Source organism: Arthrobacter sp. 260, assembly GCF_013116745.1.
Classification (GTDB): Bacteria; Actinomycetota; Actinomycetes; order Actinomycetales; family Micrococcaceae; genus Arthrobacter_D.
This window is the reverse complement of the sequence record NZ_JABFOE010000004.1, coordinates 205,254-220,330: the sequence shown is the minus strand read 5'-3', so window position 1 is coordinate 220,330 and position 15,077 is coordinate 205,254. Positions and strand designations below refer to the sequence as shown.

Genomic DNA, 15,077 nt, shown 5'->3' with positions numbered 1-15,077 from the left:
TCGATTGAGGTTTCACCGTGTCCACTACTCATGATTTCCCCGCCGGGGCACCCGTGCGTGACGGTGCCGGGCAGCCTGCCGCTGTCGCGCCAGCTTCCCCTTCCGGTCGACGGCGACTGAGGAATCCGTCCCTGTGGCTGACGGCGCTTCCCCTGGCCGTGATCGCTGCCTGGGCCATAGTCCCCGAATGGTTCACCGCCTATTCGCCGTTCGACGGGGTGCCCAGCGAAAATTTCCGGGCTCCGGACGCACACCACCTGTTTGGAACTGACCATTTGGGTCGTGACGTTTTCACCCGGGTGGTATTCGGGACCCGGCAGACTCTTCTAACCGCGGGTCTGGCCGTCGTGATCGGGCTGGTCGCGGGAACGATCATCGGACTGATCGCCGCCACCGCAGGACGGGTGGCCGACTCCGCGGCCATGCGGCTCGTTGACGTGCTGCTCGCCGTCCCGGGGTTCCTGATATCGCTGGTCATCGTCACCGCGTTCTCCCCCGGCCCCATCTCGCTCGGGATCGGGATCGGCATCGCCTCGGTTGCGTCCTTCGCCCGTGTGGTCAGGTCGGAGGTGCTGCGGGTGCGTAACCTCGACTTCGTTGAGGCGTCCTTCCTTAACGGTGGCACCTACCGGTCCGTCGTCGTCCGCCATATTCTGCCGAACGCAAGCGGGCCCGTCCTCGCGCTGCTGGCGGTAGACCTCGGTGCCGCCATCCTCGCCATCTCCGGGCTTGGCTTCCTGGGCTTCGGCGCTCCCCCACCGACCCCTGAATGGGGCCTGCTGATCGCCGAAGGGCGGCAGTACCTTGGCACTGCGTGGTGGCTTACCACCCTGCCGGGTGTCGTGATTGTGCTGACGGTCGTCCTGCTCGCCGCCCTGGGACGCCAACTTCTGAAAACCTTCCGTATCTAGCCAGGAGCACACTGTGAACACCAGCGAACCAGCTACCCACCCGGAGCGTGATCCGTTGCTCGTTATCGAGGGCTTGGAGATCGTCTACGGGCACGGCCCCACCGCTACGACCGCCGTCAACGACGCTGATCTCACCATCCGGCGTGGTGAGATTGTGGCAGTGGTCGGTGAGTCAGGATCCGGGAAATCGACCCTGGTGAAGTCCATCATCGGGTTGCTCCCAGCGGCTGCGCGGCGCACAGCCGGATCCGTCATGCTCGGGGACACGAACCTCACCGACGCGAGTGAAAGGGACCTGGAAAGACTCCGGGGGGTTCGGATCTCGCTGGTGCCGCAAGACCCCGGTGCATCGCTCGACCCGGTGAAGACCATCGGGTCCCAGGTGGCCGAAGTCTTCCGGCTACACCCAGACGGTCCGCGACGATCACGCGCGGAGGTCAGGGCGGACGTCGTCCGGTTGCTCACTCTGGTGGGAATTGACCGCCCGGAGGAACGATTGAAGCAATACCCCCACGAGCTGTCTGGCGGCCTGAAGCAGCGTGTGCTCATCGCGATCGCGTTCAGCCTGCAACCTGATCTGTTGATCGCTGACGAGCCGACGTCGGCGCTCGACGTCACAGTGCAGGCGAGGATCCTCGACATCTTCGAACGCCTAGCGCGGGAATTCGGCACCGCGGTGATCTTTGTCACCCATGACCTTGCGGTCGCCACTGATCACGCCGTACGCATCGTGGTGATGCACCGTGGCCGCATCGTCGAGGACCGTCCTGTCGGCGACATCCTCGCCGCGCCCGAGCAGGACTATACGGTGCGGCTGCTCCGCGAGGCCTCACCGCACCGCCTTCCGGCCGAGCCCCGGCCCGGACTGGAACTGGATCGCACGTCAGCCACCCCGGCGATTGAGGTCACCGGCCTCACCCGTGACTTCAGCAGGGCGGGCGAAGTGCATCGGGCGGTCGACGACGTGTCGTTCAGCATCGCTGCGGGAACCACCTTTGCTCTGGTCGGTGAGTCCGGGTCCGGCAAATCGACCACCGCACGCCTGATCCTCCGGCTGCTCGATCCGGGGGCAGGACAGATTCGCGTCCACGGCGACGACGTCACAACCGCCACCCGCCGCCAGAAACGCGAACTCTGGCGGAACCTGCAGCTGGTCTACCAGAACCCCGACTCGGCCCTCGACCCCCGTCTGCCCATCCGGGACATCGTTGGCGAGCCGCTCCTGAACTACCGCATCGGTAGCCGGGCCGAGCGGGCCAGACGCGTCGGCGAACTCTTTGAGCAGGTCGACCTTGCGCCCGGTTTCGCCAGCAAGCGCCCCCACGAGTTATCGGGAGGGCAGCGCCAGCGCGTCGCGATCGCACGGGCCCTCGCGTTGGGTGCGCGGACCCTGGTTCTGGATGAGGCGCTCTCGGCCCTGGATGTCCTCACCCAGGCGCAGATACTCGACCTGTTGCGGAGCCTGCAGGACAGTCTCGGACTGACCTACCTGTTCATTTCCCACGACCTTCACGTCGTCGAACGGATCTCCACCACCGTTGGCGTCATGCGGCAGGGGAAACTCCTCGAAACGGGGGCCACCGCGCAGGTCTTCGGAAGTCCGGCGACCGAATATACCCAGTTGCTGCTCGCCGCCAACCCTGGCCACCGCCTTCGGCAACAGACCCCACTCTCCAGCCGGCTCCACGCCCTCTCAGCCACGTAAGGACAATCGATGACCACGACCACCAGTAACCAGAGCCCCAGGATCGAATCCCCCAGGGCCCACTCCGGCTCGGGTGAAGCGCGGTACGCAAAGCTTGCCGCCAGGTTCCGGCCGGTCTTCGACCGGATTGCCGAGGGGGCGCTGCACCGCGAAAAGAACCGGATCCTGCCCTATGAACAGGTGGGGTGGCTCAGGGAAGCAGGGTTCACCACCCTACGGGTACCAGCGGCCTTCGGCGGAGACCCGGTAAGTCATGAACACTTGTTTCGCCTCCTGATCGAACTGGCTGCCGCCGACTCGAATGTCGCACACTTGTTGCGCTCCCACTTCTCTTTTGTCGAGACGGCATGCCTGCAGTCCCCAGCCTTCAAGGACCGTTGGTTCCCGCGCATTGCGGCCGGCCAGATCTTCGGCAATGCGGCCACAGAACGTGGGGGAAACGCGCTGGGGACCACCCGGACCAGGCTGCACAACGAGCAGGGCCAGTGGTACCTGACCGGTGAGAAGTTCTACACCACCGGCAGCATCTTCGCTGACTGGGTGGTGGTCATGGCCAGCACCGAGGGTGTTGAGGGGCGTCAGTACGCGCTGGTGCCCGCTGGGGACCCGGGCGTCACCATCATCGACGACTGGGATGGGTTCGGCCAGCCCCTGACCGGGACCGGAACTGCGCGCTTCAACCGGGTGCCCGTGGTGGCGGAGGACATCTTGCAACGACAGGTGACCAGTACGCTGGAACCCGCGTTCTTCCAGCTTTTCCTCCTGGCTGTGCTGGCCGGCATTGGACGTGCCGCCCTGCGCGACGCCGTCGGACTGGTGCGCGCCCGGACCCGGACCTTCAACACAGGATCGGGAGGCTTGTTCCGTGACGAGTCACAGATCCAGGAACACGTCGGCCTGATCGCGTCGAAAGCCTACGCAGCCGACGCGATAGTAACCATCGCGGCCCGCGACCTCGACGCAGCCGTCGATCCCGCCCTGCAATTGCCCCCCGAGTCTGCCTTCCTCCGCGCTGAACTCGCCGTCGAACAAGCCCATGTGGCAGTTCCACCGCTGGTCCTCGCCATCACCAGCGAACTGTTCGACGTTGCTGGCGCTTCAGCCGTCGGCAGGGACAAGGCGCTGGACCGCCACTGGCGCAACGCGAGAACAGTTGCCACCCACAACCCGGCCCTCTTCAAAGCACGCTCCGTTGGTGACTACCTCATCAATGGCACCATCCCCGTGGGCCTGAACAGCATCGGCGACGCCGCAACCACACCATCGTCAACAACCGGAGGTACCCCGTCATGAGCGTTTTCACCGAACGACCCCGTCTGCTCCTCAGCGCGTTCGCCATGAACACCACCAGCCACATCCTCGGCGGACAATGGCGCCATCCGGCCGCCGAGCAGCACCGCTTCAACGACCTGCGGCTTTGGACCGACCTCGCACGGACTCTCGAAGAGGCCAAGTTCGATGCGCTCTTCCTTGCCGACGTCGTCGGACTCTACGGCAACCATGGTGGCGGCTGGAGCTCGCACGTGGAACGGGGGCTCCAGGTACCGGCGAACGACCCGCTGGTCCTGCAGTCGGCACTGGCGGCATCGACCGAGCACCTCGGTCTCGCACTGACCAGCTCAGTCGTCCAGGCCCACCCATTCCAGTTCGCCCGGCAACTGTCTACCCTGGATCACCTCAGTGGCGGGCGTGTCGCCTGGAACATCGTCACCAGCGTGCTGGAAAACTCGTTCAGGAACTTCGGCAACGATGGCCTGGTGGAACACGACAGCCGCTACGACTGGGCCGACGAGTATCTGGAGGTCTGCTACAAGCTCTGGGAAGGGTCCTGGGACGACGGTGCTTTGGTCCAGGACAAGGCCACCGGACGCCATGCTGACCCCTCAAAAGTGCACAAAATCAATCATCTGGGGCCGCGTTACTCGGTGGAGGGCCCGCACCTGGTGGCTCCCTCGCCCCAGCGCACCCCGCTCCTCTTCCAGGCCGGATCCTCGGGACGGGGCCAGCACTTCGCCGCTGCCAACGCCGAAGCCGCCTTCCTCTTCGCGCCGAACGTCGAGTATGCACGGAAAACGACTGCGTCAGTGCGTGCCCTTGCCAGGACACTGGGCCGGCGCGACGAGGACATCAAGTTCTTCGCCGGGTTGTCCTTCGTCGTCGGGTCCACCGAAGCGGAGGTCAGGTCCAAGCAGGCCGAACTCGACGAGTACCTTGATCTTGACATGATCGTGGCGCACATCGGCGGAGGCATCGGGGTTGACCTGGGCGGCCTGCCCCTCGACACCACACTTGGCGATGTCCGCACCGACGGCGCCCGCGGCGTCCTGGAGGCACTGTTCGCGTCGGTGCCTGGAGGCAACCCCACCATCGCCGATGTGGCCCGCTACCGCGCCTACAACCAACAGATCGCTGGTACGCCTGAACAAATCGTTGACCAGCTGGAATCCTGGCAGGAAGCCGGAGTGGACGGTATCAACATCATCAACCAGACCATTCCGGGCTCCTACCAGGACTTCATCGACGGAGTCCTTCCCGAACTGCGGAGGCGGGGCCTCGCCCAGACCGATTACCGGCCAGGCACCCTGCGGGACAAGCTCTTTGGCGAGGGGCCTCTGCTCCCCCGCCGCCACCGGGCGGCCGCCCACCGCGGCGCATTCGCCGAGGCACTGGACCCGGTGACCGCCGGGTGACCTGGCCCGGGCCACAGCGCCGGTCTCAACCGCCGACGTAGGTCGCCAGATGCTCCCCGGTAAGTGTCGACCTGGCCGCGACCAGATCAGCCGGCGTTCCCTCAAAGACCACCAGGCCGCCGTCGTTCCCGGCACCCGGACCCAGGTCGATGATCCAGTCGGCGTGGGCCATCACCGCCTGGTGGTGTTCAATCACGATGACCGACTTACCGGAGTCGACGAGCCGGTCCAGCAGTCCGAGCAGGTTCTGGACATCGGCCAGATGCAGGCCGGTCGTCGGCTCGTCCAGCACATAAACGTCACCCTTGTCGGCCATCTGGGTTGCCAGTTTGACGCGCTGCCGCTCACCGCCGGACAGGGTGGTGAGCGGCTGCCCGAGGGTGAGATAGCCCAGCCCCACATCGACGAGCCGGGCGAGGATCTTGTGTGCTGCGGGCGTCTTGGCGTCCCCGTCGCTAAAAAATGCTTCAGCCTCGGTCATCGACATCGACAGTACCTCGGAGATATTGCGGCCACCGAGGGTGTACTCGAGCACCGACGCCTGGAATCTCCTGCCCTCACAGTCCTCGCAGGTGGATTCGACAGTGGCCATCACACCCAGCTCGGTAAAGATGATCCCGGCACCATTGCAGGTGGGGCACGCACCCTCCGAGTTGGAGCTGAACAGTGCCGGCTTCACCCCGTTGGCTTTCGCGAACGCCTTGCGGATCGGTTCCAGCAACCCCGTGTACGTGGCGGGGTTGCTGCGCCGGGACCCCTTGATCGCACCCTGGTCGATCACGACGACGCCGTCGCGGCCTGCCACCGATCCGTGGATCAGCGAGCTCTTGCCCGACCCGGCCACCCCGGTGACCACACACAGCACGCCGAGCGGCACGTCAACGTCCACGTCCCGCAGGTTGTGCATCGTGGCACCCCGTACGGCAAGCGTTCCCGACGGCGCCCGCACCGTCTCCTTGACGGCAGCCCGGTCATCGAGGTGGCGCCCGGTGATGGTGTCACTGGTCCGCAGCCCGTCGACGCTGCCTTCGAAGCAGACGCTGCCGCCCTGGGAGCCGGCGCCGGGACCCAGATCAATCACATGGTCGGCGATGGCGATGGTCTCGGGTTTGTGCTCGACAACGAGCACCGTGTTCCCCTTGTCCCGCAGCTGGAGCAACAGGCCGTTCATCCGTTCAATGTCGTGGGGGTGCAGGCCGATGGTCGGTTCGTCGAAGACGTAGGTGATGTCGGTCAGCGAGGAGCCCAGGTGCCGGATCATCTTGGTCCGCTGCGCCTCTCCCCCGGACAGGGTGCCCGCGGGCCGGTCGAGGGACAGATAGCCCAGTCCAATTTCGGCGAACGAGTCGAGGAGGTGCTGCAGGCCGCGCAGCAGCGGGGCAACCGAGGGTTCGTCGAGGCCCCGCACCCAGACGGCCAGCTCATCGATCTGCATGACGCACAGGTCGGCAATGTTTTTTCCCTGGATCTTCGACGACCGAGCCTCGGGACTGAGGCGGGTGCCCTCACACTCGGGGCATGGCTGGAAGGTGATGGCCCGTTCCACGAACGCCCTGATGTGGGGCTGCATGGCCTCGACGTCCTTGGACAGCATCGACTTCTGGATCTTCGGGATGACCCCCTCAAAGGTGAGGTTGATTCCCTCGACCTTGACCTTGGTGGGTTCCTTGTAGAGGAGATCGTCGAGTTCCCGCTTGGTGAACTTCGCGAGCGGCTTGTCGATGTCGAAGCCGGCCCCGGCGAAAATGCGGCCGTACCAGCCGTCCATGCTGTAGCCGGGGATGGTCAGCGCCCCCTCCCCCAGCGACTTGGTCTCGTCGAACAGCGCCTTGAGGTTGAAGTCGGACACCGATCCCATGCCCTCGCAGCGAGGGCACATGCCACCCAGGTAGACCGCGTCCTTGACGACACTCTTCTCGATCCTGCCACCCTTGTCGGTGCTCATCACCCCGCTCGCCTTCCGGGTAGGGACGTTGAAGGAGAACGCCGTCGGTGGGCCCACATAGGGCGACCCCAGGCGGCTGAACAAAATCCTGAGCATGGCGTTGGCGTCGGTGGCTGTTCCCACAGTCGACCGGGGATTCGCGCCCATCCGTTCCTGGTCAACGATGATCGCCGTGGTCAGCCCCTCCAGATGGTCGACGTCGGGCCGGGCCAGGTTCGGCATGAAACCCTGCACGAACGCGCTGTAGGTCTCATTGATCATCCGCTGCGACTCGGCGGCAATGGTGGCGAACACCAGCGAACTCTTCCCTGAGCCCGACACGCCGGTGAACACGGTCAGCCGGCGCTTCGGGATCTCCACGAAAACATCCTTGAGGTTGTTTTCGCGGGCGCCCTGCACCCGGATCAGGTCGTGCTGATCGGCGGTGTGTGAAGCGGATGGAGGAGTTTCGGTCCTCGTCGGCGTGCTCATTGTGTCTCCTCCTGCCGTCCTGCCCGCGCGGCGGTGCCCGACGGCGTCGTTGGCCTGGTGCTCTCCACCTTCACACTACGACTGATTGTGCTGCAGCGGCCGGTGCGGTGGCAACGCCCCGACGTGTCAGCCGAGTTCGTTGATCCGGACGAGGTTGCCTGAGGGGTCACGGAAGGCGCAGTCGCGCACCCCGAACGGCTGCTCGGTCGGCTCCTGCACCACCTCCGCACCGCTGGCGAGCACCCGCTCGAAGGTGCCGTCCAGGTCCGTGGTACCCAGGACGATGCGTGCGTAGCTGCCCTTCGCCATCAGCTCTGCAATGGTGCGCCGCTCCGCCTCGGACAGACCAGGGTCGGCCGACGGCGGTTCCAGCACGATGGATGTCCCCGGCTGTTCGGGCGGGCCGACAGTGATCCACCGCAGGCCGCCGTAGCCGACGTCGTTGCGGACCTCGAAGCCCAGCACGTCGCGGTAGAAGGCAACGCTGGCATCCGGGTCGGTGTGCGGGAGGAAGGTCCAGTGGATGGTGAGGTTCATGGCAGACACCCTAAATCGGCAGTAGTAACGGCGCTTCTCGATTCCTGACCAGTCAGGTGAAATGCTGCACCCGCCGCGTAAAGTTGTCCAGCAGCCGATGGCTGGGGCTTACCCTTGCGGTATGAAAAGCACTAGCCCGTGGCGCTGGACGTCGAGCATCCGCGTGCGGATCGTCGCCGTGGTCGTAGTGCTCCTGGTCCTTTCCTCGGTGGGATCGGTCCTGTTGCTGCGCCTGGTCCTGTTTGAACGGCTCAACGAAGAGATCAGCATCAGCCTTGACCGTGAGGCGGAGGAGTTCAGGCTGCTCGCCGGAGGCGTTGACCCGCGAACCGGTGAACCGTTCGGTGAGGACCTCTCGGCCATCTTCGATGTCTACTTCTCCCGCGAGATCGCCGACGAGGGTGAAACGCTGCTGGCCTTCCTCGACGGTGAACTTTACGAATCCCGCCGCGCACAGCAGGTGCCCGATCCCGAAGAGTTCCGCAGCACAGTGGACTACTGGCTGGGGCTTGAAGAGATGGAGAAGGGGACCATCGATACGCCGGCAGGGAAGACCAGCTACGTGGCGGTGCCGTTCGACGGTGATCCTTACGACGGACTTTTCGTGGTCGCGAACTTCCCCGCCAATGAACAGAGCGAGATTGACCGGGCGGTCCAGACGCAGCTCGTGGTTCAGCTGGGCACCACCATCCTGGCCTCGCTCCTCAGCCTGGCCCTTGCCGGGCGAGTGCTTCGCCCCCTGAAGTCCCTGGCGGAGACGGCGCGGATCATTTCGGACACCGACCTCAGCCGGCGGATCGAAACCACCGGCAAGGATGAGGCATCCCAGATCGCCGACGCTTTCAACGACATGCTGGCACGGCTTGAACAGTCCTTCACCACCCAGCGGCAGTTTCTTGACGACACCAGCCACGAGCTGAGGACGCCCCTGACGGTGATCCGCGGACATATGGAGTTGCTCGATCTCGACGAGACCCCCGAGGAGCGCGCTGCAACGGTTGCGCTGGTCACCGATGAGGTGGACCGGATGAACCAGATCGTCTCGGACCTGTTCGTGCTGGCCCGCGCCGAGCGGCCGGACTTCCTGGCCCTCGACCGGGTCGAGGTGCAGGAACTGGTGCTGAGCGTGTACCGGAAGATGACGGCCCTCGCCGACCGGGACTGGCAGGTCGACGCGCCCGAGCCGACGGTCATTCTCGCTGACCGGCACCGGGTGACCCAGGCGCTGCTCCAGCTGGCAGACAACGCGGTCAAGTTCACCGAGGCGGGCGCCACGATCCGGCTCGGCGCCGATGTCTCGCCCGAGGCGGTGCGTCTGTGGGTGCTGGACTCTGGCCCCGGCATCCCCGCGCAGGACGCGGACCAGATCTTCACCCGTTTTAAGCGCGGCTCGGGACGGGACACCGCGAAAACTGGCGGCGCTGGCCTGGGCTTGTCCATCGTGGCCGCGATCGCCGAGGCGCACGGCGGCAGCGCGTCGCTGGTGACACGACCGGGCTGGGGAGCGTGTTTCGAAATCCTGCTCCCCCGCCACGCCGTGCTGCCGCCGGCAAACCCCAGCTAGACCGTCAGACGGGCTGGTTCTGCGGCGTGGGCAGGTAGGTCGCCCACCACTGCAGGATGTGCTCGAACCGCTGCCGGCGGTGCCACGGCGATCCGGCCCGCGACAGCTCGTGGGTCTCCCCCGGGAAGACCAACAGTTCGGTAGGCACGCCCCGCAGCTTCAACGCCGTGTAATAACGCTGTGCCTGTTCCAGTGGGCAGCGCAGATCCTCCTCCGAGTGCACAACGAAAGTGGGGGTCTGCACCTTGTCCACATGCGCGAACGGGTTCTGTGCCTTGATCTGTTCCGGATCGGACCCGGTGTAGGCGTCGGAAAAGAACCAGCCAATGTCCGACGACCCGACGAAGGATGGTGGGTCGAGGTACCCGCGCTCCACCACCGCCGCAGTGAACCGATGGTCCTGGGAGATGGTCCACGCGGTCAGGTAGCCACCATAAGATCCGCCCATCACCCCCAGCCGTTCCCGGTCCATCGCCGGGTACTTCTCCAGCGCGCCCTCCAGGAAGCCCAGCACGTCCTGCAGGTCGACGGTGCCCATGGCTCCCTTGATGACCCGTCCGTGCTCCTGCCCGTAGCCCGCAGCGCCCCGCGGGTTGCACATGACCACCGCGTAGCCAGCATCGACGTACACCTGCGCCTCGTCGAAGTAGCCCCAGCCGTACTGGGCAAACGGGCCGCCGTGGATGTTCAGCAGGACCGGGTGGGGGCCCTCCCCAGCGGGTTCGAGGACCCACCCGTGCACCGGGTGACCATCGCCAGCGGTGAAGGTCTCCTCCACCGGTGTCACCACAGTGGTCTGCTCGCGCAGGTCGCTGGAGAAGTCGGTCATCGGGGAGAGGGCTCCCCCTGACACCACCGCCACGTCGCCCATGGTGTGCGCGTCCGTGTAGGAGGCGACGACCACATCGCCGGCCGCTGCAGCGCCCGTGACGATCAGCTCGCCCTCCAGGAGCTCCGTCAGCGTGCCGTCAGCCGAGACCTCCAGGAGGGTCCCCTTCCCCCGGGTGCGGTTGAACACGAGCACCGAGTCGTCGCCCCGGGGCACGATGTCACCGACCTCCCCGAGGTCGACAGTCTCCGCGTCGGTGAGGGCGCGCGTCTCGCCGGGTGCGTCCACCGGCGCGACGTACAGCGCCGTGTTGCGGGCCAGGAAGTCGAGTCCGTCCTCGGACAGGTCGCTGCCCAGGAAGAAGAGCCATTTGCCGTCGAGGCTTTCCACCGGGCGGTTGCAGCCAAGCCGGGTGCCCGCCCCGTTGTTGGTCAGCCGCGACAGGCCAGTTCCGTCCACCGCCATCGAGTGAATGTCGGTGTACAGCGTGGTGTCGGCGTCCGGGTGTAGCGCAGCGGTGAACAGGATCCGCTGCCCGTCGCGGGAAAACACCGGCTCGTTGTGGTCGGTGTTGGCGGTGGTCAGCTGGACCGCGGCGGGGAGACCCTTGGAGCCAGCCCCCGTCGACCCTTCCGGCGTGTCCGCACCCTCGGCTGCCGCCGCTTCCTTGGCACGGCCTACCGGTTCCACGAACGGTGCCGCATCCAGGTCCGGCAGGTCAAGGACGAAAATGTGGTTGCGCTTGTCCACCGTGTAGCCCAGGCCGTTCATACGGTACTTGAACGTGCTGATCCGGCGGGGGTCTTCAAGGCCGGGCCCGACGCCGTCGACGGTTCCGTACCGGCCATGCTCGGGCACCCGGGAGGTGAAAACGATCTTCGACGAATCCGGCGAGAAGTTGAACGCCCCGACTCCCATTTTCTGGTCGGTGAGTGCCTGCGGTTCGCCGCCGCGGCTATCGACCATCATCAGCTGTGGCTTTCCACCCGGCGCTGACCGGAGAAACGCGAGGAGCCTGCCGTCGGGCGAATACTGGGGTGCGGTGTCGCGGAAGCCGCGGGTCAGCCGGCGGGCGTGGCCACCGGCGACCGGAAGGTCCCACAGTTGTCCGACATAGGAGTCGGCCTGGAAATCGGGTCGGGTCACTGAGACGACGCAGTGCTGCGCGTCGGGTGAGAGCGACGGTGAACTTACGGACTGGAGGAGGTTCAGCTCATGTGGTTTCACAGGTTCGAGACTAGATCAGTCATCGGGACTTCCCAATTCGGACACGGGGGCAGCGTCCCGGGCCCTAGGATGAAGGCATGCCCCGCCTCCCGGAGAACATTTTGCGCTGCCCCGTGTGCTCGGTGGCGCTTGAACTCTCGGCAACGGGCCGGACCCTCGGGTGCGCAACCGGGCACCGGTTTGATGCGGCGAAGCAGGGGTACTTCAACCTGCTCACCGGCCGGGGCACGCCGTTCCTGCCCGATACTGCCGCAATGGTGCAGGCCCGGACCGACTTCCTCGGTGCGGGCCACTACGACCGACTCCGGGACACGGTCTCAGTCCTGGCGCAGCGGCGGGCCGTGGCGCCGCGGGTAATCCTGGACGCCGGAGCAGGCACCGGCTACTACCTTGACGGGTTGCGCCGCGGCCACCCGGAAGCCTCCCTGGTGGCCCTGGACATCTCCAAGTTCGCCCTGCGCCGTGCCGCACGGCTTCTCGACGACGACGGCGTCTGCCTGGTCTGGGATGTCTGGCGCCCGCTGCCCATCCAGGACGGCGCGGTCGACCTCTTGACGAACATTTTCGCTCCCCGCAATCCTGAGGAGTTCCACCGGGTGCTGCGGCCCGGCGGCGTGCTGGTGGTGGTGACCCCCCTGCCTGGTCACCTGGCGGAGATCGCCGACGACGCCGGCCTGCTCGTGGTGCCCGGAGACAAGGCCGACGGGGTGTCCACCACACTGGCCGGTTTGTTCCATGAGATGGAGGCGGTAGTTGTTGACTATCCGCTGCGCCTCTCGCGCACCGACGTCTACAACGCGGCCCTGATGGGTCCCGCCGGACACCATCTGGACCAGGCCGTGCTCTTGGACCGGCTCGCCAGTCTCCCGGAGTGGACCGGGGCTAGAGCCCGCTTCACCGTCCAGGTGTTCGGGCGGTCAGCGGGGACCGCGACCCTTGCGGATGTATAACAACCGCCCTGTCGTGCTTCCCATCCCTAGGTTTCGTCACTCTGCTTTGGCATGATGGAGGTACGCAGTACGTGCGCCCAATGGCGCCCTAGCCCAAGGGGAAGACATGTTTGAGTGGCTTATGGAGAACGGCTGGATACTCTGGCTCGTCCTGTTCCTGGGGCTTGCCGCTGTGGAAACCCTGACTCTCGACCTGTTCTTCATCATGATGGCTATGGGCGCCCTCGCCGCCATGATCAGCACCTTCATCGGCGCGGCATTCTTCCTGCAGGTGGTGGTGTTCTGCGTGGTGTCCCTGCTCATGGTGCTGGTGGTTCGGCCGGTTGCCCTGAAACACCTGAAGCGTGGCTCCCCCGAGCAGCTGAGCAACATCGACCGGTTGATCGGCGAATCAGCGCTGACCCTCGACGTGGTGACCGGGGAATCCGGCACCGTGAAGATCGGCGGCGACACCTGGTCTGCCCGGACTGTCGACGGCTCCCTGATCCCTGCCGGCGAACGCGTCGCAGTTTCACGAATCGACGGGGCCACCGCCCTGATCTCAGCACCTGCTCAGCCGAAGGCCGCCGACTCCGGCGCCGTCTAGGCTCCATCGCCAACCGTCTACCCATCCCAGTGGCACTTACCCGTGACACTGGACCTGTGCCACCAACCTCAAAGGGGAACACATGCCTAGCGACGCAGGGGCCATCGGACTAACAGTCGTCCTGATTGCCCTGATCATCTTCGTCCTGATCGTGCTGGTTAAATCGGTCAGGATCATTCCTCAGGCCCGCGCTGGCGTGGTGGAACGGCTGGGAAAGTACCAGCGAACCCTCCAGCCAGGCCTGACGATCCTGATCCCCTTCGTGGACCGGTTGCTTCCCCTGCTTGATCTGCGCGAGCAGGTCGTGTCCTTCCCACCGCAGCCCGTCATCACCGAGGACAACCTGGTGGTTTCGATCGACACGGTGGTCTACTTCCAGGTCACTGACCCGCGGGCGGCAACCTACGAGATTGCCAATTACATCCAGGCCGTTGAACAGCTGACCACCACTACCCTGCGTAACGTCGTCGGTGGTCTGAACCTCGAAGAGGCGCTGACCTCCCGTGACCAGATCAACGGACAACTCCGTGGGGTGCTCGATGAAGCCACCGGGCGCTGGGGCATCCGCGTGTCGCGGGTGGAGCTGAAGGCCATCGATCCTCCCCTGTCCATCCAGGACTCGATGGAGAAGCAGATGCGCGCGGAGCGGGACCGCCGCGCGGCCATCCTGACCGCCGAGGGCACCAAGCAGTCCCAGATTCTCACCGCCGAGGGTCAGCGGCAGGCGGCGATCCTCGCCGCGGAGGGTGATGCCAAGGCAGCCATCCTGCGCGCCGACGGTGAGTCCCAAGCCATCCAGAAGGTCTTCGACGCCATTCACAAGGGCAACCCGACCCAGAAGCTGCTCGCGTACCAGTACCTCCAGACGCTTCCGAAGCTCGCCGAAGGGTCCTCCAACAAGCTGTGGATCATTCCCAGCGAGGTTGGCGAAGCGCTCAAGGGAATTGGTAACGTCCTCGGTAACACGACGGCTGACGCTCCCGACGGCGAAGGCGCCTCACCTACCTACAGGGCCTAGAACCGCCACCGCCTGACCGTCCCCTACCGGACCTGACCCCGGTGAATTCCCCGACCGATGACGGCTGGCTAGCCAACCGCTAGCCGGCCGTTTCTGTTTGGCCACCACTCCGGCGTATAATTGTGTGTTTGCCGTAGTTTCGCTGCTGTGATCGGGAACAGACTCAAATTCCACAGCGTTATGTAGATGGCAGGACGTGGCGGAAAACGCCACACCACCATCCGCCGTTACGGATGCCAAATTGTTGAGTAGGAGAATACATGAGCGATCGTAGCTTGCGCGGAATGCGCCTCGGAGCGCAGAGCATGGAGACAGAGTCCGGGGTTGAGCCGGCTCCCCGTCAGCGGGTCGAATACCGCTGCGGAGACGGCGAGCGGGTGTTCGTCACCTTTGCGGCGGAAGCTGACGTCCCACCGGTCTGGGTATCCAAGACCGGCAAGGAAGCGCTGCTCGTCGACGGAGAGCGCCCCGACACCTCAGGTGACAAGCCGGTGCGTACGCACTGGGACATGCTGCTGGAACGCCGCAGCATGGACGAGCTGGAGCAGATCCTCCAGGACCGCCTGACCATTCTTCGGGAACGCCGCGGAGAACGTCAGTCCGCCTAGATGCACTGACAAAGCCGGGTCTCCTGCTTCCGGGCA

At 65.4% G+C, this 15,077-nt stretch carries 12 protein-coding genes; 9 read left to right on the top strand and 3 right to left on the bottom strand.

Translation table 11 applies throughout. From position 1 onward, the window contains the following. Window positions 1–17: 17 nt before the first annotated feature. From HMI57_RS06970 to HMI57_RS06955, 4 genes are read left to right on the top strand one after another with little or no spacing between them, the layout of a single operon-like run. Window positions 18–911 (top strand): ABC transporter permease, encoded by an 894-nt coding sequence (locus tag HMI57_RS06970; RefSeq protein WP_318779221.1) that lies wholly within the window; start codon window positions 18–20, stop codon window positions 909–911. A gap of 13 nt (window positions 912–924) precedes the next feature. Further along, a complete protein-coding gene (locus HMI57_RS06965) occupies window positions 925–2,616 on the top strand; it encodes a dipeptide ABC transporter ATP-binding protein (RefSeq protein WP_171585216.1) in 1,692 nt (563 codons plus the stop codon). 9 nt (window positions 2,617–2,625) lie between these two features. Then, on the top strand, window positions 2,626–3,909 hold the full coding sequence (locus tag HMI57_RS06960; protein ID WP_171585215.1) for an acyl-CoA dehydrogenase family protein: 1,284 nt from the start codon (window positions 2,626–2,628) through the stop codon (window positions 3,907–3,909). Next, window positions 3,906–5,306 carry an NtaA/DmoA family FMN-dependent monooxygenase gene (locus HMI57_RS06955; protein ID WP_171585214.1) on the top strand — a complete coding sequence of 467 codons (1,401 nt, stop codon included), beginning with the start codon at window positions 3,906–3,908 and terminating at the stop codon, window positions 5,304–5,306. The genes HMI57_RS06960 and HMI57_RS06955 overlap by 4 nt, the downstream gene beginning before the upstream one ends. 25 nt (window positions 5,307–5,331) lie before the next feature. Here the strand turns inward: HMI57_RS06955 and HMI57_RS06950 are convergent, their stop codons facing one another. After that, window positions 5,332–7,722, bottom strand: a complete 2,391-nt coding sequence (locus HMI57_RS06950; RefSeq protein ID WP_171585213.1) for an excinuclease ABC subunit UvrA — start codon at window positions 7,720–7,722, stop codon at window positions 5,332–5,334. Window positions 7,723–7,848: 126 nt separating this feature from the next. Further along, window positions 7,849–8,259 (bottom strand): VOC family protein, encoded by a 411-nt coding sequence (locus HMI57_RS06945; protein ID WP_171585212.1) that lies wholly within the window; start codon window positions 8,257–8,259, stop codon window positions 7,849–7,851. A gap of 121 nt (window positions 8,260–8,380) precedes the next feature. Here HMI57_RS06945 and HMI57_RS06940 point away from each other — a divergent pair, with 121 nt between their 5' ends. Beyond that, window positions 8,381–9,823, top strand: coding sequence for a HAMP domain-containing sensor histidine kinase (locus HMI57_RS06940; protein WP_171585211.1), 1,443 nt, complete (start codon window positions 8,381–8,383; stop codon window positions 9,821–9,823). Between the two features lie 4 nt (window positions 9,824–9,827). Here the strand turns inward: HMI57_RS06940 and HMI57_RS06935 are convergent, their stop codons facing one another. After that, a complete protein-coding gene (locus HMI57_RS06935) occupies window positions 9,828–11,879 on the bottom strand; it encodes a prolyl oligopeptidase family serine peptidase (RefSeq protein ID WP_171585210.1) in 2,052 nt (683 codons plus the stop codon). A 77-nt stretch (window positions 11,880–11,956) separates the two neighbouring features. On the opposite strand from HMI57_RS06935, the gene HMI57_RS06930 reads away from it, so the two are divergent. From HMI57_RS06930 to HMI57_RS06915, 4 genes are all read left to right on the top strand, one after another. Then, on the top strand, window positions 11,957–12,829 hold the full coding sequence (locus HMI57_RS06930; RefSeq protein WP_171585209.1) for a putative RNA methyltransferase: 873 nt from the start codon (window positions 11,957–11,959) through the stop codon (window positions 12,827–12,829). 106 nt (window positions 12,830–12,935) lie between these two features. After that, a complete protein-coding gene (locus tag HMI57_RS06925; RefSeq protein WP_171585208.1) occupies window positions 12,936–13,415 on the top strand; it encodes an NfeD family protein in 480 nt (159 codons plus the stop codon). A gap of 82 nt (window positions 13,416–13,497) precedes the next feature. Further along, window positions 13,498–14,433: an SPFH domain-containing protein gene (locus HMI57_RS06920; protein WP_171585207.1), complete on the top strand. Its 936-nt coding sequence runs from the start codon at window positions 13,498–13,500 to the stop codon at window positions 14,431–14,433. Between the two features lie 260 nt (window positions 14,434–14,693). Then, window positions 14,694–15,041, top strand: a complete 348-nt coding sequence (locus HMI57_RS06915; protein ID WP_024477045.1) for an RNA polymerase-binding protein RbpA — start codon at window positions 14,694–14,696, stop codon at window positions 15,039–15,041. Window positions 15,042–15,077: the final 36 nt, after the last annotated feature.